The sequence below is a fragment of the Inmirania thermothiophila genome, from assembly GCF_003751635.1.
Lineage (GTDB): Bacteria > Pseudomonadota > Gammaproteobacteria > DSM-100275 > DSM-100275 > Inmirania > Inmirania thermothiophila.
Genome location: NZ_RJVI01000002.1, coordinates 771,514 through 791,266 on the forward strand (window position 1 = coordinate 771,514; position 19,753 = coordinate 791,266).

A 19,753-nucleotide genomic window follows, 5' to 3' on the forward strand; every position below is an offset into this window, starting at 1 on the left:
GCATCCCCCCATGCTGTCATGAGGGCACCCGCCGATCAACGCCCGAGGCGCCGCCACGCCGCCTTGTCGAGCTCCGCCGCCGCCGCCACCGCCAGACCGAGAGCGGCGGCGAGTCCCCATGCCCCAGGGCCGAGCGCCGCGGTGCCGAAGAGCGCCTGCAGCGGCGGGGCGTGGGTGAAGAGGAGCTGCAGCGCGAGCACCGCCGCCACCGCCCGCGCCACCCAGGGATTGGCCCGCAGGGGCGGGCCCCGCCAGAGCGGGGCCAGCACCCGCCGGGTGGTGAAGAGGTAGGCCGCCTCCGCGAGCACCAGGGTGTTGGCGGCGGCCGTGCGCGCCGCCGCCTCGCCGCGGGGCGCGACGAGCTCGTAGGCGAGGTAGACCGCGCCCGCCCCCAGCACCGAGACCAGGGCCACGCGCCAGGCGAGCAGCGGCGAGAGCAGCCCCGCGCGCGGCGGGCGCGGCGGGCGCGCCATCACGTCGGGCTCCGGCGCCTCGAAGGCCAGCGCCAGCGCCAGGGTGACGGCGGTGACCATGTTGATCCAGAGGATCTGCAGCGGGGTCACCGGCAGCGGCAGCCCGGTCACCATCCCGATCCACACCGCGAGCGCCTCGGCACCGTTGGTGGGGAGCACGAAGAGGAGCGCCTTGCGGACGTTGTCGTCCACCACCCGCCCCTCCTCCACCGCCGCCACGATGGTGGCGAAGTGATCATCGGCGAGCACCACCTCGGCGGCCTCCCGCGCCGCCTCGGTGCCGCCGCGGCCCATGGCCACGCCCACGTGGGCGCGCCGGAGCGCCGGGGCGTCGTTGACTCCGTCGCCGGTCATGGCTACCACCGCCCCCAGCCCGTCCAGGGCCTCCACCAGCCGCAACTTCTGCTCGGGGCTGGTGCGGGCGAAGACGTCGCAGCCGGCGGCCGCCTCCCGCCAGCCGCGCTCGTCCAGCGTCGCGAGCTCCCCGCCCGTGCGCACCGGCTCGGGCCGGGCGATGCCCACCGCGCGCGCCACCGCGGCGGCGGTGCCCGGATGGTCGCCGGTGACCAGCTTGACCGCGATCCCCGCCCGCCGCGCCTGCGCCACCGCGGGCGCCGCCTCCGGCCGCGGCGGGTCCATGATCCCCACGAGCCCGAGCAGGGTCAGGCCGTCCCCGGCCAGCGCCTCGAGGGGCCCGCCGGCGCCGTCCTCCACCCGCCGCTCCGCCACCGCCAGCACGCGCCGCCCCGCCCGCGCCATGGCCTCGGCCCGCGCGCGCCACGCCGCCGCCTCGAGGGGGGCCTCGCCCCGGGCGGTACGCACCCGCGCACAGCGGGCGAGCACCGCCTCCGGCGCCCCCTTGAGGCAGAGCAGGCGCCGCCCCGCGGCCTCGCGGTGGAGGCTTGCGGTGAAGCGGCGGGCGGGATCGAAGGGCAGCGCCGCGATGCGCGGCGCCGAGACCGCCAGCGCCGCGGGGTCCAGACCGAGCTTGCGCGCGAGCACGTGCAGCGCCGCATCCACCGGGTCCCCCGCCGCGCGCCAGCCGTCGGGGCCGGGCTCCACGTGCGCGTCGGCGGCAAGCGCGCAGGCCCCCGCCAGGGCCGTGAGGGCGGCGTCCGCCGGCGGCACCACCGCGCCCCGCGGCTCGTAGCCCGCGCCGGCGACGCGGTGGACCCCGCTCGCCGTCACCACCTCCACCACCGTCATCTCGCCCCGGGTCAGGGTGCCGGTCTTGTCGGTGCAGATCACAGTCACCGCGCCGAGGGTCTCCACCGCGGGCAGGCGGCGGATGACGGCGTTGCGGCGGGCCATGCGCTGCACCCCCACCGCGAGGGTGATGGTGACGATGGCGGGCAGGCCCTCGGGGATCGCCGCCACCGCGAGGGCCACCGAGGCCAGGAACATGTGCGCGGCGTCGGCGCCGTGCCAGAGCACGCCGGCGGCAAAGCCCGCCGCCGCAAGCAGCAGGGTCAGGGCCGTGACCCAGCGCGCGAGCCGCGCCAGGCGCGCAAGAAGCGGACTGGCGAGGGGCGGGCGCTGCGCCACCATGCCGCTGATGCGCCCGATCTCGGTCCCGGGCCCGGTGGCCACCACCACCCCCCGGCCCTGCCCGCGCCGGACCATCGTCCCCGCCCAGGCCATGGAGCGGCGCTCGGCGAGCGGACTCTGCGGCGCCACCGCGGCGACGGCCTTCTCCACCGGGACGGACTCGCCCGTGAGCGCGGCCTCGTCCACCGCCAGCGCGTGCGCCTCCAGCAGCCGCAGGTCCGCGGGCACCCGATCCCCGGCGGCGAGCACCACCACGTCCCCCGGCACCAGCCCAGCGGCGTCCACCTCGGCGAGCCGGCCGTCGCGGACCACCGTCGCCCGCGGCGCCAGCACGCGCCGGATCGCCTCCATGGCGTCCTCCGCCCGCCCCTCCTGGATGAAGCCGATGAGGGCGTTGACGAGCACGACACCGAGGATGACCCCGGCGTCGAGCCACAGGCCCAGCGCGGCGGTCACCGCCGCGGCGGCGAGGAGGACGTGGATGTAGACGCTCTCGAACTGGCGCAGGAAGCGGCGCAGCGGCCCGTCCCGCGGCGGCGGCGGGAGGCGGTTGGGCCCGTGGCGGGCAAGCCGCGCCGCCGCCTCCGCGGCGCCGAGGCCGTCCGGGCCGCTGGCGAGGCGCGCCAGCACCTCCGCCGCGGCGAGCGCATGCCACTGCGGCGCGGCCCCCTCCCTCGGCATGCCCGCAGGGTAGCAGCGCGCCCCCGCCGGGGGCAACGGTTGCGGGGCGCGGGCGCGGGCCGGAAAATAGCCCGCCGGCCAGAGGCACCCCCTTGAGAAGAAGAAGGAGCATCCGCGTGCACCGACTCCACCCCCTGCTCGCCGTCGCCGCGCCCGTCCTCCTCGCCGCCTTCGCCGTCCCGGCCCTCGCCGCCGGCCCCGCCGAGGACCTCACGCGCCACCCCATCGGCTACGTGGCGCTCGCCATCTTCGTCCTCGCCTACCTGCTGGTGATGGCGGAGGAGTTAACGCATCTGCGCAAGTCCAAGCCCGTGATCCTCGCCGCGGGCATCATCTGGGGGATGATCGCCGTCTACGCCGGACGCCACGGCGACCCGGTCCAGGCCGAGGAGGCGCTGCGCGGCAACCTCCTCGAATACGCCGAGCTGATGCTCTTCCTCCTCGTGGCCATGACCTACATCAACGCCATGGAGGAGCGGCGGGTCTTCGACGCCCTGCGCGCCTGGCTCATCCGCAAGGGCTTCGGCTACCGCAAGCTCTTCTGGATCACGGGGTGGCTCGCCTTCTTCATCTCGCCGGTGGCGGACAACCTGACCACGGCGCTGCTCATGTGCGCGGTGGTGCTGGCGGTCGGCAAGGACAACGCCCGCTTCGTGGCGCTCTCCTGCATCAACATCGTCGTCGCCGCCAACGCCGGCGGCGCCTTCAGCCCCTTCGGCGACATCACCACCCTGATGGTCTGGCAGAAGGGGATGGTGCCCTTCCACGAGTTCTTCGCCCTCTTCATCCCCTCGGTGGTCAACTTCGCCGTCCCCGCGGCGGCGATGCACTTCGCCGTGCCCGACCTCAAGCCCGCGCCGAGCAGCGAGGTGGTGCAGATGAAGCGGGGGGCGAAGCGCATCGTCGCCCTGTTCCTGCTCACCATCGTCACCGCCGTCTCCTACCACAACTTCCTCCACCTGCCGCCCGTGATCGGGATGATGACGGGCCTGTCCTACCTCATGTTCTTCGGCTTCTACCTCAAGGTCACCCGCGGCCGCGAGCGGGGACGCAGCAGGCGCATGGAGGCGGGCACGGACGAGGAGGATCTCGGCGAGCCGGTCGCCTTCGAGGTCTTCGAGAACGTCTCCCGCGCCGAGTGGGACACCCTGCTCTTCTTCTACGGCGTGGTGCTGTGCGTGGGCGGCCTCGGCTACCTCGGCTACCTGGAGGTGGTCTCGCGGGTCATGTACACGGGCTGGGGTCCCACCTTCGCCAACACCATGGTGGGCATCCTCTCCGCGGTGGCGGGCAACATCCCCATCATGTTCGCGGTAGTCACCATGAACCCGGACATGTCCCACGGCCAGTGGCTGCTGGTGACGCTCACCGCCGGGGTCGGCGGCAGCCTCCTCTCCATCGGCTCCGCCGCCGGCGTGGCGCTCATGGGGCTTGCGCGCGGGCGCTACACCTTCTTCAGCCACCTGCGGTGGACGCCGGTGATCGCCGCCGGCTACGCCGCCAGCATCCTCGTCCACATGTGGCTGAACGCCCCGCTGTTCCAGCGCGCCGCGGGCGGCTGACGGGGCCGCGGCGGGCTCAGTCGGCCGCGGCCTCGAGCTCGCGCCAGAGGCAGCGGCCCGCCTCGCGCTCGATGGCGTCGAGGCGGGCCTCGTGGGCGGCGAGCTCCTCGGGCGTCGGCGCGAGCACGGGAAGCGGCGGGCGCCGGGCGGGCAGGCGGCGGATGCCGCCGGCCGTGCCGGCCCCGGCCCCCTCCTCCCCCTCGAGGGAGAGCCGCGCCTGGCCGCCGGTCATGGCCAGATAGACCTCGGCCAGCAGCCGCGCGTCCAGCAGCGCCCCGTGCAGCTCGCGCTGGGAGGCGTCCACCCCGTAGCGCCGGCACAGCGCATCGAGGCTGTTGCGCTGCCCCGGGTGGAGGCGCCGGGCGAGCTCGAGGGTGTCGGTGATGCGGCAGATGCGGCCGATATCGGCGGGCTCGTGCCCGGCGAGGCGCAGCTCGTGGTTGAGGAAGCCGACGTCGAAGGGGGCGTTGTGGATCAGGAGCTCGGCGCCGGCGAGGAACTCCAGCAGCGCCTCGAGCACCTCCGCGAAGCGCGGCTTGTCGGCCAGGTCCGCGAGCGTGATCCCGTGCACCTCCACCGCGCCCTCGTCGATCTCGCGGTCCGGGCGCAGATAGGTGTGGAACTCGCGCCCCGTGATGCGTCGGTCGACGATCTCGACGCAGCCGATCTCGATGATCCGGTGCCCCTGGGCGGGGTCCAGACCCGTGGTCTCGGTATCCAGCACCACCTGCCGCATCAGCCCTCCTCCCCGGCCGCCGGCGGCCGCCCGAGCATCTCGTCGATGGCCCGCCGCGCCAGCGCGTCCGCGCGCTCGTTCCCGGCATGCCCGCTGTGGCCGCGCACCCAGCGCCACTCCACCCGGTGGCGCGCGAGCAGCTCGTCCAGCCGCCGCCACAGGTCCTGGTTCTTGACCGGCTGGCGCGAGGCGGTACGCCAGCCCCGCGCCTTCCAGCGCGGCAGCCACTCCGTGACCCCGCGCTGCAGGTACTCCGAGTCTGTGATGAGCACCACCGCCGAGGGCCGCTTGAGCGCCTCCAGGGCGCGGATCGCCGCCGTCAGCTCCATGCGGTTGTTGGTGGTCTGCGCCTCGGCCCCGCTGAGCTCGCGCTCGTGGCCGCGCCAGCGCAGCAGCGCCCCCCAGCCACCCGGCCCGGGATTGCCGCGGCAGGCCCCGTCGGTGAAGATCTCCACCACGTCCGTCGTCACCGCATCCCCCGCGCCGTGGGCTTGATGAGCCCCGGCACCGTCACCGCGCGCCGCCGCCAGCGCGGGCGCACCGGCGTCAGCGTCAGGACCCGCTTGCGCCCCACCAGCAGGTAGGCCCCGGCGGGCGGGCGCAGCCGCGCCATCGGCCGCTCCAGCCAGCGCAGCCGCAGCAGCAGCCCCTCGGCCGGCAGCGGCGGGCGCCGCAGCAGCCGCCGCTCGGCGACCACGTCGAAGCCCAGCAGCGCCAGCCAGTCCCGCACCCGCACCGGCGAGAGCAGCCGCTCGCCCCAGGGCCCGCCGCGGCGCCTGCCCGCGAGCCAGGCCGCCCCCCACGGGCTCCACGGGTGGAAGCCCAGCACCACCACGTGCCCCTCCGGGATCAGCACCCGCTCCACCTCCCGCAGGACCTGGTGCGGCGCCGCGGCGAACTCCAGGGTGTGGGCGAGGACCACCGCATCGACGCTGTCCGAGGCCAGGGGCAGGGCCTCGGGCCGCGCCCACAGCCCCGCCTCGCCGCCCCAGCCCGGCTCGCCGGCGACGATGCGGTGGCGGATGCGGCTCGCCGCCAGCAGATCCGCCCCGGGGCAGAGGGGGCCGAGGAGCACGATGTGATAGCCGAAGAGGCCCGGCAGCACCTCCTCCAGCGCCGCCCCCGCCGCCGCCTGCCAGACCCGCCCCTGGGGACTGCGGCACCAGGCGCGCAGCCTGCGGAGACGCGATCGCCGATCTGCGCCCGACCTCGACACCGGCGCAAGGATACCCGCTCGCGGCGCCGCCTTCACCCGGGGGTGGTGGTGCGCCCGGGGCGCGGCGGATCCGGTTGACCCCCCGCCGGGGGCTCCCTACCATGGGCGTGCCGCCGCGGGGGGCGGCGGCGACCGCGCCGGGCGGAAACGAAAAAGGGGGGATCTCGCTTGCGCCGGCTGTCGGGCCTCGCCTTCATCGCCGCCGCGCTCGCGGGCTGCGCCGGGCTCGAGGCCCGGCGCGACCCGGCGCCGACGGCCCCGCCCGTGGTCCTGCCCGCCGGCCCACCGAGCCTGGTGGTGGCACCGCAGCACCCGGCGGTGCTGGCCGGGCCGCCCGAGCCCGCCGCCGCGGTCTGCGACGACGGCAGCCACGCCCCCGCCGCCGCCCGCGTGCAGTGGGACCTCTGGGCGCGGCTGCGCGGCGGCCTCGCCCTGCCGCGGCTGGCGCACCCGCGCGTGCAGGCCGAGCTGCGCTGGTTCGGCGACCATCCCGACTACCTCGAGCGCGTCGCCGAGCGCGCGCGCCCCTACCTGCGCCTGATCCTCGAGGCCGTGGAGGCGCGGGGCATGCCCTCCGAGATCGCGCTGCTCCCGGTGGTGGAGAGCGGCTTCCAGCCCTTCGCCTACTCGCCGGGACGCGCCGCGGGGCTGTGGCAGTTCATCCCGGCCACGGGACGGCGCTTCGGCCTGCGCCAGGACTGGTGGTACGACGGCCGCCGTGACGTGCTCGAGGCCACCCGCGCGGCGCTCGACTACCTAGAGCGGCTGCACGAGACCTTCGACGGCGACTGGCTGCTGGCGCTTGCGGCCTACAACGCCGGGGCCGGCACGGTGCAGCGGGCGGTGCGCGCCAACCACCGCCGCGGCCGCCCGGTGGACTTCTTCTCCCTCGACCTGCCGCCCGAGACCGCGGCCTACGTGCCGCGGCTCCTCGCCGTGGCCGAGGCGGTGGCCCGGCCCGATGCCTTCGGCCTGCGCCTGCCCGAGATCCCGGACGAGCCGGTGCTGGAGGTGGTGGAGCTCGACGGCCAGATCGATCTCGCCCTGGCGGCGGAGCTCGCCGGCATCGACATCGAGACCCTCTACCGCCTCAACCCCGCCTACAACCGCTGGGCCACACCCCCGGAGGGGCCGCACCGGCTGCTGCTGCCGCGCGAGGCGGCGCCGAGGCTGCGCCAGGCCCTCGCCGAGCTGCCCCCCGAGCGGCGCGTGCGCTGGGTCCGCCACCGCATCCGCGGCGGCGAGAGCCTCCTCACCATCGCCCGCCGCTACCGTACCACCGTGGAGGTCCTGCGCCGGACCAACGGGATCCGCGGCAACCTCATCCGCGCCGGCGACCACCTGCTGGTGCCGGTGGCGAGCCGCGCCCCCGAGGCCTACGTCCTCAGCGCCGAGGCGCGCCGCCGCCGCACCCTCGCCCGCGAAGAGCCCGGACGACGGGTCGTGCACACCGTGCGCCGCGGCGAGAGCCTCTGGGGGATCGCCCGCCGCTACGGGGTCTCCGTGGCGCGGCTTGCGCGCTGGAACGGCATCGCCCCCGCCGACCCCATCCGTCCCGGCGACCACCTCGTGCTGTGGCTGCCGCAGGCCGCGCCCACCCCCGCTCGCGCGGCCCCGCCGGCCCGGGTGCAGAAGGTGCGCTACACCGTGCGCCGCGGCGACAGCCTCGCCGCCATCTCCAGCCGCTTCCGCGTCCGCGTCGACGAGGTCGTGGAGTGGAACGGCATCGACCCCGACCGCTACCTGCAGCCGGGCCAGGAGCTGATCCTGTACGTGGACGTCACCGAGCAGTCGAGCTCATGAGGCGCCGCCCGCGACCCGGCATCCTGCTCGCGGCCGCCCTCCTCGCCCCACTCGCGGCGGCCGAGCCGCCGTCCGGCCCGCGCCTGGAGCTTGCCGCCACCGCCGCCGTGGAGGCCGTGCCGGACCGCGTCGTCCTCCGTCTCGAGGCCGCGGCCGAGGGCGCACGGCGGGAGGACGCGGTGGCCGCGGCCGAGGATGCGGGCCGGGCCCTGCGGCGCGCCCTCGCCGGCCTGGGCGAGACCCGCCGCGCGGTGCGGCTCGACCGCGTGGGGCTGTCGGCGCACCCGCTCGGCGATCCGCGCGCCGCACCGCCCGCGCGCTGGCGGGCGACGCTGGCCCTGCGGCTGGAGGCCCCGCCGGAGCTCCTGCCGCGCCTCGAGGCCCTTCTCGCCCGGCCCGCGGGGGCGGTCGCGGTCACCGGCCAGGAGGCCGCCCTCGGCCCGCAGGCGCGCCGCGCCGCCGAGGACGCGGCGGCGCGCGAGGCGGTGCGGGTGCTGCAGCGGCGGGCGGCGGCGGTGGCGTGCGCCCTCGGCGGCTACGCCGCCGCCCCGGCGCGGGTGCGCATCGCCACCGGCGGCCCCGCGGGGCCGGGCCCGCTGCGGGCGCTGGCCGCGGAGGGGCCGGTCCTCGCCGCCGAGTCGCCGGTCGAGGTCACGGTCCGGGCCGAGGGCGAGTTCGTCCTCGCCCCGGGCGGCGACTGCCCGTGAGCGCTCAGCGACGCGGGGCGGAGAGGTAGCAGGCGCGCGCCGCCTCCACCGCGGCCTCGGCGGAGACGTCGCGCCCGAGCTCGGCGAGGACCTGCCCCAGCGCGCGCAGGCAGGCGAGGACGTTGTCCTCGCGGGCGCCGTAGCCCATGAGCCCGATGCGCCAGATGCGCCCGGCCAGCTCGCCGAGCCCGGCGCCGATCTCGATGCCGTGCTCGCGCAGCATGCGCGTGCGCACCTCGGCGTCGTCCACCCCCTCGGGGATGCGCACGGCGTTGAGCTGCGGCAGCCGCTCCGCCTCCGGCACCACGAAGGCAAGCCCCAGGGCCTCGAGGCCCGCCTTGAGGGCCTCGTGGTGGAGGCGGTGGCGCGCCCAGGCGCGCTCGAGCCCCTCCTCGTGCAGCAGGCGCAGCGCCTCGTGGAGGGCGTAGACGGCGTTGACCGGGGCGGTGTGGTGATAGGTGCGCCGCCCCTCGCCGGCCCAGTAGTCGGCCACGAGGCCCACGTCCATGAACCAGCTCTGCACCGGCGTGCGCCGCCCGCGCACGCGCTCGAGGGCGCGCTCGCCGAAGGTCACGGGCGACAACCCCGGGACGCAGGAGAGGCACTTCTGGGTCCCGCTGTAGACCGCATCCAGCCCCCAGGCGTCCACCTCCACCGGCGTGCCGCCGAGGGAGGTGACAGTGTCGGCGACCACCAGGCAGTCGTGGCGGTGCGCCACCTCCGCGAGCGCCTGCGCATCGGACTGCGCCCCGGTGGAGGTCTCCGCGTGGACGAAGGCCACCAGCGAGGCCCGCGGGTTGCGGGCGAGCGCCGCCTCCAGCGCCTCCGGGTCCACCGCCCGCCCCCACGGCGCGTCCACCGTCACCACCTCGGCGCCGCAGCGCCGCGCGATCTGCTCCATGCGCTGGCCGAAGACGCCGTTGCGGCACACCACCACCGTGTCGCCCGGCTCGATCAGGTTCACGAGGCAGGTCTCCATACCCACCGAGCCGGGCCCCGAGACCGGGAAGGTGAGGATGTTGCCGGTGCGGAAGGTGCGGCGCAGCAGGCCCTTGACCTCCTCCATCAGGGCCACGAAGTCCGGGTCCAGGTGGCCGATGGTGGGGGCCGCCACGGCCTGCAGCACCCGCGGGTGCACGTCGCTGGGGCCGGGCCCCATGAGGATGCGCCGCGGCGGGCGGAAGGCCTGCACCGCCGATGCCTGCGTCTGCGCGGATGTCGCCACCATGCCCCTCCCTCTGCTTCTCCGGACGGAAACGTCAATGTTCCATGCCGTGGGTCAACGGATCAAGGCCGCGGCCTGTCTATACTCGCGCAAGGATCACGGATCGAGCCCATGGCCCGCCTGCAGCCCGGATACAACGCCACCCTGCTGGCCCGCCGCGACATCACGCCGCGCCTCGCCATCTTCGAGGTGGCCCCGGACGATCCGCAGATCCGCTTCGTCCCCGGCCAGTACACGGTGCTGGGCCTGCGCCGGGACGCGCCGCGCATCCCCGAGGCGGTGCCCGAGGCGCCGGACGGCGACCCCGCCCAGCTCATCCGCCGGCCCTATTCCATCTGCTCGGCGGCGCATGAGCCGGAGCGGCTGGAGTTCTACGTCTCGCTGCTCGCCAGCGGCCAGCTCACGCCGCGGCTCTGGGCCCTGCGCCCGGGCGACCGCCTGTACGTGGGGCCGCAGGGGCGGGGGATGCTGACCCTCGAGCAGGTGCCGGAGACCGCCGACGTGCTCCTGGTGGCCACCGGCACCGGCCTCGGCCCCTACGTCAGCATGCTGCGCAGCCACGCCGAGCGCTTCCCCGCCCGCCGCATCGGCGTCATCCACGGCGCCCGCCACGCATGGGACCTCGGCTACCGCGCCGAGCTGGAGACCTACGCCCGGCGCTTCCCCAACCTCCGCTACCTGCCCCTGGTCTCGCGCCCGGAGGAGGACCCGCACTGGGCCGGCCCCACCGGGCGCGTGCAGCAGTGGCTGGAGGCGGCCGACTTCGAGGCGCGCCTGGGCTTCCCCCTCGACCCGGAGCGCACCCACGTCTTCCTCTGCGGCAACCCGGACATGGTCCAGGACTGCCTCGAGCGGCTCGCCGCCCGCGGCTTCCGCGAGGCCACCCACCGGCGGGAAGGGAACCTGCATGCGGAGAAGTACTGGTAGCCCGCGGCTGCGGCGGCGGAGAGCGGGGACGTGCGGGGCGGGGCGGTGAGGCCGCCGGGGCGCCCCCGCCGACCCGGCGGCCTCCTGCGGGCCCTCGGGCTTGCCGCCCTGCTCCTGCCGCCTGCGGCGCCGCTGGCCGCCCCCTGGGACGCGCGCCCGGTGCGGGTGGCCATCGACGGCGACTTCCCCCCCTACAGCTTCGTCGACGAGGCCGGGCGCCCGCGCGGCTACGCGGTGGACTACTTCCGGCCGCTCGCCCGCCGCAGCGGCCTGCGCTTCACCCTCGTGCCCTACCGCAACTGGGACGGCCTCTACCGCGCGGCGCTGGCGCGGGAGGTGGACGTGGTGGCGACCATGGTCGACCGCCCCGAGCGGCGCGCCCACTTCCTCTTCACGCGGCCCTACATCTTCAAGGCCCTGGTCGTGGTGGTGCGCAGGGACGACCGCGCCATCCGCCACCTCGAGGATCTCGGCGGACGGCGCGTCGCCCTCGTGCGGGGCTACAACGCAAGCCGCCTCCTGCTGGAGCAGAGCCCCGACCTCGTCCCCCTCTACGTCCCCCGCCTCAGCGATGCCGTGCGGGCGGTGGCCACCGGGGCGGCCGAGGCCACGGTGGGGTTTCGCGCCGCCATCGCCTGGTACCGCGCGCGCGACCGCCTGGGCGACCTGCGCGTCGCCGCCTACCTGGACCCCAACGCCAGCAACGAGAGCATCGCCGTGCGCGCCGACTGGCCGGGCCTCGTGGACCACATCCAGCGCGCCATGGACACCATCTCCGTGGAGGAGGAGATCGAACTGCGCCGCCACTGGCTGACCCTCGAGCCCTTCGGCCTCACGTGGTCCGGCCTGCGCCGCCTAGCCGCCACCGTCGCCGCCGTGCTCGCGGTGCTGCTCCTGTGGACCGCCCACGCCGCCCACCAGAACCGCGCGCTGCGCCGGGAGCGGGCGCGCCTGGCCGCGGCGGTGGGCGAGCTGGAACGCCTGCGGGCGGGGCTCGAGCGCGAGGTCGCCGAGCGCACCCGCCGGCTCGAGCACCTCTCCACCCACGACGAGCTCACCGGCCTCGGCAACCGCCGCCACCTGCAGCGCATCCTCACCGAGGCCCTGGCGCGGGCGCGCGAGGGCGGGGGCGGCTTCGCCCTGCTCTACCTGGATCTCGACCGCTTCAAGTACATCAACGACACCCTCGGCCACGGGGTCGGCGACACCCTTCTGCGCCAGGTGGGCGAGCGCCTGCGCGCGGCGGTCCCCGCCGAGCAGGTGGCCCGCTTCGGGGGCGACGAGTTCACCGCCGTGCTCCCGGGCGCCGGCGCCGCCGAGGCCGTCGCCGCCGCCGAGCGCATCCTCCGCGCCCTGGCCGAACCCTTCGAGGCCGAGGGCTACGGGCGGCTCGCCCTGCGCGGGAGCATCGGCATCGCCCTCCATCCGGTCCACGGCGAGGACGCCGAGGTGCTGCTGCAGCGCGCCGATGCCGCCATGTACGAGGCCAAGCGGGCCCACCGCGGCTACGCCCTGTCCGACGAGCGCATCGTCGGCGAGACGAGCCGCACCGCGACCCTCGAGCAGATGCTCCTCGGCGCCGTGCGCGAGCTCGAGGCCGGACGCAGCCCGTTCCTGCTCCACTACCAGCCCGTGATCCACCTCGCCCCCGGACGGCTTCCGTCCTACGAGGCGCTCCTGCGCTGGCCCGCCGCCGCCGAGCTCGGCGCCGGCCCGGGGGAGTTCATCCCCCTCGCCGAGGAGACCGGCCTCATCGGCCCCATCGGCCGCTGGGTGATAGAGCAGGCGGTGGGCCAGGGCGCGGCGTGGCGACGCGCAGGCTTCCCCTTCGAGCGCATCGGCATCAACCTCTCCGCGGTGCAGCTCGCCGACGCCGAGCTCGAGCACCGCCTCGCCGAGACCCTCGCCCGCCACGGCTGCGAGGCCCGATGCATCACCCTCGAGGTGACCGAGACCGCCCTCGTCCACCACCCCGAGGAGACCGCCGAGCGCATCCGCACGCTCGGCGCCCGCGGCTATCGCATCGCCATCGACGACTTCGGCACCGGCTACTCCTCCCTGGTCCAGCTCCGCACCCTGCCGGCCCAGGTGATCAAGATCGACCGGGCCTTCATCGCCAACCTGCCCGCGAGCGAGGTGGACGCCGCCATCGTCCGCGCCACCGTGCAGGTCGCCCACACCCTGGGCGCGGAGGTGGTGGCGGAGGGGGTCGAGACCGAGGCCCAGTACGCGTTCCTGCGCGAGGCCGGCTGCGACGCGGTGCAGGGCTGGTACACGGGGCGCCCCCAGCCGCCCGAGGCCTGGCAGGCGAGCCCCGCGGTCGCACGGGGCTGACCCGCGCGGGGTCCAGCGAGAGGCGGTGGCGGAGAGGGACATCCGTCCCCTGTCCCGGCAGAGGCCCGTCGCATTCCGCCCCTCCACCCCTCTGACGGCACGGCCGGCCGGCACCTGCCGTCCGCCGCGGCCAACCTCCGCTTCGCCTCGCCGGCTGTGGTTTCCCGCCAGGATGTTTCCGGGCAGGCCCCGGGGGGCTATTGGGGTGCGATATCCGATGCGGCCTTGTGGCCGGTGCCAACTGGAGTGGTCCAGCCAGCTCGGCAGACGGGCGGCAGACCCTCGGGGGCTTTCCTAGACATGGGCGGCGGCCCGCCGTGATGCGGCGGCCCCGGCGGCGGAAGCGCCGGAGCTTTTTGATGTCGAGGTGCCGGAGCTGGCCGGGGTGGTCGCAGACGTAACGCCTCGGGGGCGGTGTGGGTGAGAGATGGCTGAGTCATGATTTTCCCTTTGCAATTGCCGCATGAATGGCGATGCGGTGCGCCCAACGCTCAGCATCAGCGGCGGCGCGAAGCGCCGTCAGCTTCAGCGGCTTGTCATGCGGCGCATCTCTCACGTCAGTGATCTTCCACGACTCCGTTGAATTGCGGCCACAGGGATCGTGGAGGTCCAAGGCACCGGTTCTCCACCGCCCAAGGTGCCGCAGCCCAGGCCGGGCTCTCCCCACGGCACTGCCCTCCGGCGACGAGCCTAGGCGCGCTCCCTGCAGATGACGCTGGACGTCCAGGTATAGTCCGCGCGGGCCGTGTACATCCATTCCAGGTAGAAGAAGGACGCGACCAGCGAAAGGGCCGTGTCCACCGCAGTGATCGCAAAGGCGACCGGGCCGAGGGTTTTTGTTGTACACGCCGGGTTCGGACACTGGAATGCGTTCCGCTCGAGGCCGGCATCCGTCCTCGCTCGGACCGGCACAAGGCCGCGAGCCGCGGCTGCCGCCGCCGCGCGGGTGGTGTAATAGGCCGAGTGGGCCGATCCGCTCCCCGCGATACGTGTCGTGGTGGGACATGGGGGCGGGGCGGGACGCTCGCCGAAGATCACATTGATGACGTCAGACAGGTCGAAGAAGGCCAGGGAAACGGAGTTCGTCAGGACCGCCTTCCCGCCCTCCACCAGGTACGTCATGCCAAGGTGGCGGCTCCCCAGGTAGAGGGGCTTCCCGACCGCGCGTGTGACCTCCCACACGTTGTATAGGGCGGAGACCGGCTTCGGAAGCTGCGATGCGGCCCGGTCCCGCAGATCCTCCCAGGTGGCAGCAGGAATGACCCGCGCCAGCCGCTGCTGGGGATCGTCGGCGGGCACGATCACATACTCGTGCGTCGTTTCACCTTCGTAACACAGGGCTTCCCGTGCCGCAGGCAGGACTTCGCCAATGGGCTCCGTACCGGCCGTGACGTCGATCGCGAAGTCGTCTGCTTTGCTTGACATAGCTTGCATCTCCTTTCTCTCGATCCATTCGAGAGGGTGTTTACCGTCCCGGCCAACATCCCAAGGGCGCATAACGGCTTCGCCATCAGCGGCGGCGGAGGCGGTCCGCCGCATGCCGTTCCAGATCGCGCGCGCATCGTCCTACTCCGCGCCCTGAGGGAAGAAGCACGTCTCCCCGGAAGTGCTTCTTGAACTCGTCGAGCGTTGCCTTTTGTTTTGCGCCTGGAGACGGTCTGTACCCACGTGCTGGACCGCGGCGGCCAGCGGGTGCGGAGCCTACTGGACGCGGGGTGATCGGCTGAACGGCGTCTTAGGGTTACGCGCCGTTACGGAGATTTCTTTCTCTGAAGATAGCACTGATTCCCGTTCGCGCAAGGCCGCACCCCGGTGTCAAGCGACACCCGGAATCGACCCGGCGGAGACGCGGAGAAATGCCCCCCATGGTGTGGACTCGGGTGTCAGCCCAATCGGTGCGCGGTGCCGGCTGCGGCGCGCAGGCCGAGGCCGGGCTCAGCAGCCCCGCGCGGCGCCGCTCGCGCAGGCGGTGGCGCCCGCCGCGGATCGTGATCACATGGCTGTGATGCAGCAGACGGTCCAGGATCGCCTTGGCCACCGCCAGCCCGCCGGCATCCACATGGCCCCCACCCCGCCCGCCCTTGGTTGGCGCCCGACACGGCCGCCCTTGGTTGGCGCCCGACACGGCCGCCAGCCCCCCCTGGCGCAGACGGCGACGCACCGCGTTGCGGCCATCCATCCCCAGGACCCAGGCGATGTGCCGGCTGCCCCAGCCCAGCTCGTGCAGCCGCGAAGCTGCCGCAACCTTCTCGGGCTGCTTCATCGGCTCCCTCCCCGGCATCGACTCCAGGGGCCGGAACCTACCCGACTCATGCTCTTTCATCGCTCCCCCCTTGCTACGCAGGGGGGCAATTCCTGCTGTCGCTACCGGGTCAGTTTTACGTGTCGCCTGACACGCCCAACGGCGCCTCTTCCGCCTTGGCATCTCCCTACCGAAAAGTCGTCCTCGGACGCGTCTCTCCAAGGCGGGACCGCCGACGAGGCAGCCCAGACGCGGCCTGTGGGCGCCTCCCGCCGACCGCGATGCCTACGCACCGGTGGGTACCGGGGCCATCCGCGTCCGGGCATGACCGGATTCCTGAAATGACGCCGGCACGCTGCCGAGACCGTCCCCGGCTGTGGCCCCACACCCGAACCGAAACGCCCCGACCCGGCGCCCTTGGCCCCCGTGCCGCCGACTTGCACTGACCGGACACCCCCGCCATCGGGGCGCGCGCAGGATCCGGCGGCCCTCGATCTGTCCGATTTTTTTACACTTCGGGGCGACGCCGCCCGGTCCGCAGGAAAAACCTGAAGGCAATCAGCTGGCTACCTTTTTGGCATGCATTGTGCGTTTGGTATGCCCAAGCCCCTGTGCGGGTGGATTGCGCAATGAATCGCTCTCTTGCGATGAGCGCGTGACGCTGCGGAGGATGGCATGATGAGAAGAGTACTCGTTCTGCTTGCGACAGGTTCGTTTTTCGCCCCTTACGCCCAGGCGAACGTGATTTCCTTGTTCGAAACCCGCTTCGATACCGATTTCGCCTATGCCGGCGTCGGCGGACTCCGCGGAACCGGCTCCGGGACCATCCAGCTAACCGGTGTAAGCGGCACGGTGCAGCAAGCCTATCTTTACTGGCATGGCCCGACAGACTCGAACGACCCTGCGCACAATGCAAGTCTTCTCCTGAACGGGGCCCCGGTGGTCGGAAGCAATATCGGCTTCTCCGATGACAATTTCTGGAGCAGGAGCAACAGTCAGGCGTACCGCGCAGATGTCACCGGCTTGGTCGCAGGCAATGGAAACTATTCCATTTCCGGCCTGATCCCGAACGATTCCAACGGGGCGTCGCTGGTCGTTTTTTTTGATGACGGCGACAACACCAACAACGTCGACATCGTGACTTTCGACGGAAACGACGCCAACTTCGCCAACAGCTTCGACCCCCTCGGATGGAACATCTCCCTGAGCGGCATCAACTATACCTCCGGCAGCGCTTCACTGGTGCTCGGCGTTTCCGACGGGCAGTCTTTTACGGACGGAAGCTTTCTTCTCAACGGAACGACGCTCCTCAGTGGCAACGTATTCGAGGGCACATCGGTTCCACAGACGCCGGGTTCTAGCGTGACCAACGGGGGGCTGTGGGATATCCTTGCCGTAGACATCACCGCATTCATGACACCCGGGCCGGTCACCCTCACACTGACGCATCAAGGGGTTCTCGACGCATTGAGCGCGATTCATGTTTCGGTGGTCCTTCCTGCCGGCTCAGCGCCGGATCAGCCGGGGCCGCTCCCCGAGCCCGCCACCCTGGCCCTGTTCGGCCTGGGTCTGGCCGGACTCGGTTTCGGGCGCCGCCGGATGCATGTATAACCTGCTGTAGGACGACAGCGCCCGCCCTCCGGCGGGCGCTTTTTTTTGCCTCGGCAACGGGTGCCGCCGCCCGGTCTGCACGCCGTTTCCGGACAGGTCCCCGGATCGTCGTGATGCCGTGGCAGCTTGGAAGCCGGGCTCGAACACCCCGCGTATCCATGGTGGGACCGCGCCTTTCCGGGAGCCCCTGCCCCCTCGGCCGCCCCGTCGACGACCGGGCCCCGGTCCAGCCCCACGATGCAGTCAGGAGGTGATACCGAGCGCCCACCTCTGGGCCGGCGAGCCCTCCCGGAAGGTCTGGCCTGCCCGAGGCTCATGAGGATGCCTGTCTCGCACAGGAGCAGGGGCGAAGCCTGACGGGCGCTCACGGCCGGCAGGCACCGCGGCGCCCAAGTCGATGGCCTGCGGACGCCGCGGCTTCCTGCGCGCGGATTCGCCCTTCCGTTTGGCGCTCGAACAGGTGCCGGAGAGGCGGTGCTCCTACGCCCTTCAATTCCGTGGCAGGAAATGGCGGAGAGGGAGGGATTCGAACCCTCGAGACGGAGACCGTCTACACGCTCTCCAGGCGTGCGCCTTCGACCGCTCGGCCACCTCTCCGGGGACGGGCGCCGCCGCGGGCGGCGCCGCAAGGCCGGCAAAGGTTAAACCACGGGGCCTGAGCGCGCAAACCGCCCGCGCGGGCCCGTCCCGTCAGGGCGCCCGCCCCCGCTTCAGGGGGGCCTGGGGGTCGCGCGACCACTGCAGCATGGAGCCGTCGTAGAGCCGCACGCGGGTGAAGCCGAGACGGCGCAGGACGAAGTAGGCCTGGCTCGCGCGGTGGCCGCTGCGGCAGTAGGTGACGATGGGCGTGTCCTTGTCGCGGATGCCGAGTGCGGCGAGGCTCGCCTCCAGGGTCGCCGGATCCTCGAGGACGAAGCCCGCATCCCAGCGCACCGTGGTGTCCCACGGCCAGAACCTCGCCCCCGGGATGTGGCCGCTGCGCGGCTGGCGCGGATCGCCCACGTACTCGGCCTCGCTGCGCACGTCGAGCAGCACCGCCCCGCCCTCGTCCACGAGCCGCCGCACCGCCTCGTGGGCGATCTCGTTGTCGCGTCCGCCGCCCTCGGCGCGGTAGACGGCGGGCCGCGGCGCGGGCACCTCCTGGGTCACCGGCCGCCCGTCGAGGATCCAGCGCACGAGCCCGCCGTCCAGAACCGAGACCTTCGGGTGCCCGATCCGCTCGAGCTCCCAGAACAGCCGCCCGGCGTTGAGGGCGCCGATGTCGTCGTAGACCACCACGTGGCTTTCGCGGCGGATGCCGAGCTGGCCGAGGAGGGCGAAGATCCGCGCGTCGGGCACCCGCAGGACGACGCCGTCCCGGCCGCGCTGGACGAGGGCGCCGAAGGGCAGATGCACGGCGCCGGGGATGTGGAAGCGGCGGTACTGGGTCTCGTCGCCGCTCATGTCCACGATCACCACGTCGGGATCGCCGAGACGGGCCTGCAGCCAGGCCCCGTCCACCAGCGGCGGCGCCGCCCGCGCCGCACCGGCGAGGACCAGGGCCGCCAGGGTCAGGAAGAGACGTCGCAGCATCGAGGAATCCTCCGTGAAGCCGCCGTGGTGCCCGGGCCGAGCATAGCACGGCGCTCCCGCCGCGCCCCCGCGACCCGCTACCATGCAGGGGGCAAGACGAGGGAGGCCGCGTGAGACCCGACCGCCTGCTGTCCGCCATCGCGCTCGCCGCCGCGCTCGCCGCCCCCGCCGCCGGCGCGGCCTGTACCGACCCGCCGGCACCGCGGGTGCAGTGGATCGGCTGCGCCCGCGACGGGGCCGACCTGCGCGGCGCCGACCTGCGCGGCGCGGTGCTCACCCGCACGCGGCTCGCCGGCGCCGACCTCGCGGGGGCACGTCTGGACGGGGCGGACCTGCAGGATGCCGACCTCGCCGGTGCACAGCTTGCAGGCGCGCGCCTCAGCGGCGCCCGCCTCGTGGGCGCACGCCTCGACGGGGCCGATCTCACCGAGGCGCGCCTGGACGGGGCACGGCTCGAGCGCGCGAGCGCCCGCGGCGCCGTCCTGCGCGGCGCGGACCTCCGCCGGGCGGCCGCCTACGGCGCCGACTTCACCGGCGCCGACCTCGCGGGGGCACGCCTCGCCGAGGCCCGGCTCGAGGAGGCGCTCCTCGACCGCGCGGTCCTCGACGGCGCCGATCTGGAGCGGGCGGTGCTGCGGGGGGCGTCGCTCGAGGCGGCGTCCCTGCGGGGGGCGCGGCTGACGCGGGCGGTGCTCGCCGGCGCGGTGCTGAGCGAGGCCGACCTCTCCCAGGCGAGCGCCGAACGCGCCGACTTCGCCGACGCCGATCTCGGCGGCGCCCGCCTCGACGGCGCCCGCCTGGGCCTGGCCACCTGGAGCGACCGCAGCCGCTGCGCCGCCGGGTCCGTGGGCCGCTGCCGCTGAGGGCGCCTCAGTCGTCCGCGAGCTGCGGCGAGACCGGGTAGCGACCGCCGCAGACCGGGCAGTGCCAGCGCTGCACCGCCCCCATGCGGCTCACCGCGAGCTCGGTCTGCAGCCGCACCCGCCGCCCCGTCTCCTCGTAGCAGCGCGGGCAGAACGCCGCGCCCTCGGGCTCGCCGGCACCCTCGCCGCGGTAGACCGTGCCGTCGTAGCGGAGCATGGCCCCACCTCCCTGTGCACGCCTCCATGAATGGTA

16 protein-coding genes, 1 tRNA gene and 1 pseudogene are annotated in these 19,753 nt (G+C 74.1%); 7 read left to right on the plus strand and 11 right to left on the minus strand.

Features of this window, described 5'->3' with window-relative positions:
• Positions 1-35 precede the first annotated feature (35 nt).
• Positions 36-2,702: an HAD-IC family P-type ATPase gene (locus tag EDC57_RS09330; protein ID WP_123401585.1), complete on the minus strand. Its 2,667-nt coding sequence runs from the start codon at positions 2,700-2,702 to the stop codon at positions 36-38.
• A gap of 116 nt (positions 2,703-2,818) precedes the next feature.
• Here EDC57_RS09330 and nhaD point away from each other — a divergent pair, with 116 nt between their 5' ends.
• Positions 2,819-4,264: a sodium:proton antiporter NhaD gene (gene nhaD, locus EDC57_RS09335; RefSeq protein ID WP_245995211.1), complete on the plus strand. Its 1,446-nt coding sequence runs from the start codon at positions 2,819-2,821 to the stop codon at positions 4,262-4,264.
• 16 nt (positions 4,265-4,280) lie between these two features.
• Here the strand turns inward: nhaD and dnaQ are convergent, their stop codons facing one another.
• Genes dnaQ through EDC57_RS13325 form a run of 3 tightly spaced genes read right to left on the minus strand, consistent with a single transcriptional unit; the run spans position 4,281 to position 6,216 of the window.
• A complete protein-coding gene (gene dnaQ, locus EDC57_RS09340; RefSeq protein WP_123401586.1) occupies positions 4,281-5,000 on the minus strand; it encodes a DNA polymerase III subunit epsilon in 720 nt (239 codons plus the stop codon).
• Complete coding sequence (rnhA, locus tag EDC57_RS09345; RefSeq protein ID WP_123401587.1) at positions 5,000-5,470, minus strand: ribonuclease HI; 471 nt, start codon at positions 5,468-5,470, stop codon at positions 5,000-5,002. The genes dnaQ and rnhA overlap by 1 nt, the downstream gene beginning before the upstream one ends.
• The gene (locus EDC57_RS13325; RefSeq protein ID WP_170165094.1) at positions 5,467-6,216 is read right to left on the minus strand and encodes a class I SAM-dependent methyltransferase; all 750 of its coding nucleotides are present in this window, start codon (positions 6,214-6,216) and stop codon (positions 5,467-5,469) included. The genes rnhA and EDC57_RS13325 overlap by 4 nt, the downstream gene beginning before the upstream one ends.
• A 168-nt stretch (positions 6,217-6,384) precedes the next feature.
• On the opposite strand from EDC57_RS13325, the gene EDC57_RS09355 reads away from it, so the two are divergent.
• Positions 6,385-8,019: a lytic transglycosylase gene (locus tag EDC57_RS09355; protein ID WP_123401589.1), complete on the plus strand. Its 1,635-nt coding sequence runs from the start codon at positions 6,385-6,387 to the stop codon at positions 8,017-8,019.
• A complete protein-coding gene (locus tag EDC57_RS09360) occupies positions 8,016-8,726 on the plus strand; it encodes an SIMPL domain-containing protein (protein ID WP_123401590.1) in 711 nt (236 codons plus the stop codon). The genes EDC57_RS09355 and EDC57_RS09360 overlap by 4 nt, the downstream gene beginning before the upstream one ends.
• Before the next feature lie 4 nt (positions 8,727-8,730).
• Here the strand turns inward: EDC57_RS09360 and EDC57_RS09365 are convergent, their stop codons facing one another.
• Positions 8,731-9,954 (minus strand): pyridoxal-phosphate-dependent aminotransferase family protein, encoded by a 1,224-nt coding sequence (locus EDC57_RS09365; RefSeq protein WP_245995213.1) that lies wholly within the window; start codon positions 9,952-9,954, stop codon positions 8,731-8,733.
• 108 nt (positions 9,955-10,062) lie between these two features.
• On the opposite strand from EDC57_RS09365, the gene EDC57_RS09370 reads away from it, so the two are divergent.
• Together EDC57_RS09370 and EDC57_RS09375 are read left to right on the plus strand one after the other, a co-directional pair.
• Complete coding sequence (locus tag EDC57_RS09370) at positions 10,063-10,878, plus strand: ferredoxin--NADP reductase (RefSeq protein ID WP_123401591.1); 816 nt, start codon at positions 10,063-10,065, stop codon at positions 10,876-10,878.
• 30 nt (positions 10,879-10,908) lie between these two features.
• Positions 10,909-13,212, plus strand: coding sequence for an EAL domain-containing protein (locus EDC57_RS09375; protein WP_123401592.1), 2,304 nt, complete (start codon positions 10,909-10,911; stop codon positions 13,210-13,212).
• Between the two features lie 436 nt (positions 13,213-13,648).
• On the opposite strand, the gene EDC57_RS12825 is transcribed toward EDC57_RS09375, so the two are convergent.
• The 3 genes and pseudogenes from EDC57_RS12825 to EDC57_RS09390 form a co-directional block, all read right to left on the minus strand.
• Positions 13,649-13,825 carry a hypothetical protein gene (locus EDC57_RS12825; RefSeq protein ID WP_170165095.1) on the minus strand — a complete coding sequence of 59 codons (177 nt, stop codon included), beginning with the start codon at positions 13,823-13,825 and terminating at the stop codon, positions 13,649-13,651.
• A gap of 77 nt (positions 13,826-13,902) precedes the next feature.
• On the minus strand, positions 13,903-14,637 hold the full coding sequence (locus EDC57_RS09385) for a hypothetical protein (protein ID WP_123401594.1): 735 nt from the start codon (positions 14,635-14,637) through the stop codon (positions 13,903-13,905).
• A gap of 511 nt (positions 14,638-15,148) precedes the next feature.
• Positions 15,149-15,244: pseudogene (locus EDC57_RS09390) on the minus strand (ATP-binding protein); the annotation flags it as partial.
• 885 nt (positions 15,245-16,129) lie between these two features.
• On the opposite strand from EDC57_RS09390, the gene EDC57_RS09395 reads away from it, so the two are divergent.
• Positions 16,130-17,065 carry a PEP-CTERM sorting domain-containing protein gene (locus EDC57_RS09395; RefSeq protein WP_123401595.1) on the plus strand — a complete coding sequence of 312 codons (936 nt, stop codon included), beginning with the start codon at positions 16,130-16,132 and terminating at the stop codon, positions 17,063-17,065.
• 508 nt (positions 17,066-17,573) lie between these two features.
• Here the strand turns inward: EDC57_RS09395 and EDC57_RS09400 are convergent.
• Together EDC57_RS09400 and EDC57_RS09405 are read right to left on the minus strand one after the other, a co-directional pair.
• Positions 17,574-17,662 (minus strand) — tRNA-Ser (locus tag EDC57_RS09400).
• 93 nt (positions 17,663-17,755) lie between these two features.
• Positions 17,756-18,637, minus strand: coding sequence for a sulfurtransferase (locus EDC57_RS09405; RefSeq protein WP_170165096.1), 882 nt, complete (start codon positions 18,635-18,637; stop codon positions 17,756-17,758).
• Between the two features lie 110 nt (positions 18,638-18,747).
• Here EDC57_RS09405 and EDC57_RS09410 point away from each other — a divergent pair, with 110 nt between their 5' ends.
• Complete coding sequence (locus tag EDC57_RS09410; RefSeq protein ID WP_123401597.1) at positions 18,748-19,500, plus strand: pentapeptide repeat-containing protein; 753 nt, start codon at positions 18,748-18,750, stop codon at positions 19,498-19,500.
• 7 nt (positions 19,501-19,507) lie between these two features.
• Here EDC57_RS09410 and EDC57_RS09415 read toward each other — a convergent pair whose 3' ends face one another.
• A complete protein-coding gene (locus EDC57_RS09415) occupies positions 19,508-19,717 on the minus strand; it encodes a hypothetical protein (protein WP_123401598.1) in 210 nt (69 codons plus the stop codon).
• Positions 19,718-19,753: the final 36 nt, after the last annotated feature.

What these genes read in the sequence shown, in the direction of transcription:
- EDC57_RS09330 (WP_123401585.1), bottom strand. Translation starts at nt 2,702, where the DNA reads ATGCCGAGGGAGGGGGCCGCGCCGCAGTGGCATGCGCTCGCCGCGGCG.
- EDC57_RS09385 (WP_123401594.1), bottom strand. Translation starts at nt 14,637, where the DNA reads ATGTCAAGCAAAGCAGACGACTTCGCGATCGACGTCACGGCCGGTACG.
- EDC57_RS09415 (WP_123401598.1), bottom strand. Translation starts at nt 19,717, where the DNA reads ATGCTCCGCTACGACGGCACGGTCTACCGCGGCGAGGGTGCCGGCGAG.
- dnaQ (WP_123401586.1), bottom strand. Translation starts at nt 5,000, where the DNA reads ATGCGGCAGGTGGTGCTGGATACCGAGACCACGGGTCTGGACCCCGCC.
- EDC57_RS09405 (WP_170165096.1), bottom strand. Translation starts at nt 18,637, where the DNA reads ATGCTGCGACGTCTCTTCCTGACCCTGGCGGCCCTGGTCCTCGCCGGT.
- EDC57_RS09365 (WP_245995213.1), bottom strand. Translation starts at nt 9,954, where the DNA reads ATGGTGGCGACATCCGCGCAGACGCAGGCATCGGCGGTGCAGGCCTTC.
- EDC57_RS09395 (WP_123401595.1), top strand. Translation starts at nt 16,130, where the DNA reads ATGATGAGAAGAGTACTCGTTCTGCTTGCGACAGGTTCGTTTTTCGCC.
- EDC57_RS09360 (WP_123401590.1), top strand. Translation starts at nt 8,016, where the DNA reads ATGAGGCGCCGCCCGCGACCCGGCATCCTGCTCGCGGCCGCCCTCCTC.
- EDC57_RS09370 (WP_123401591.1), top strand. Translation starts at nt 10,063, where the DNA reads ATGGCCCGCCTGCAGCCCGGATACAACGCCACCCTGCTGGCCCGCCGC.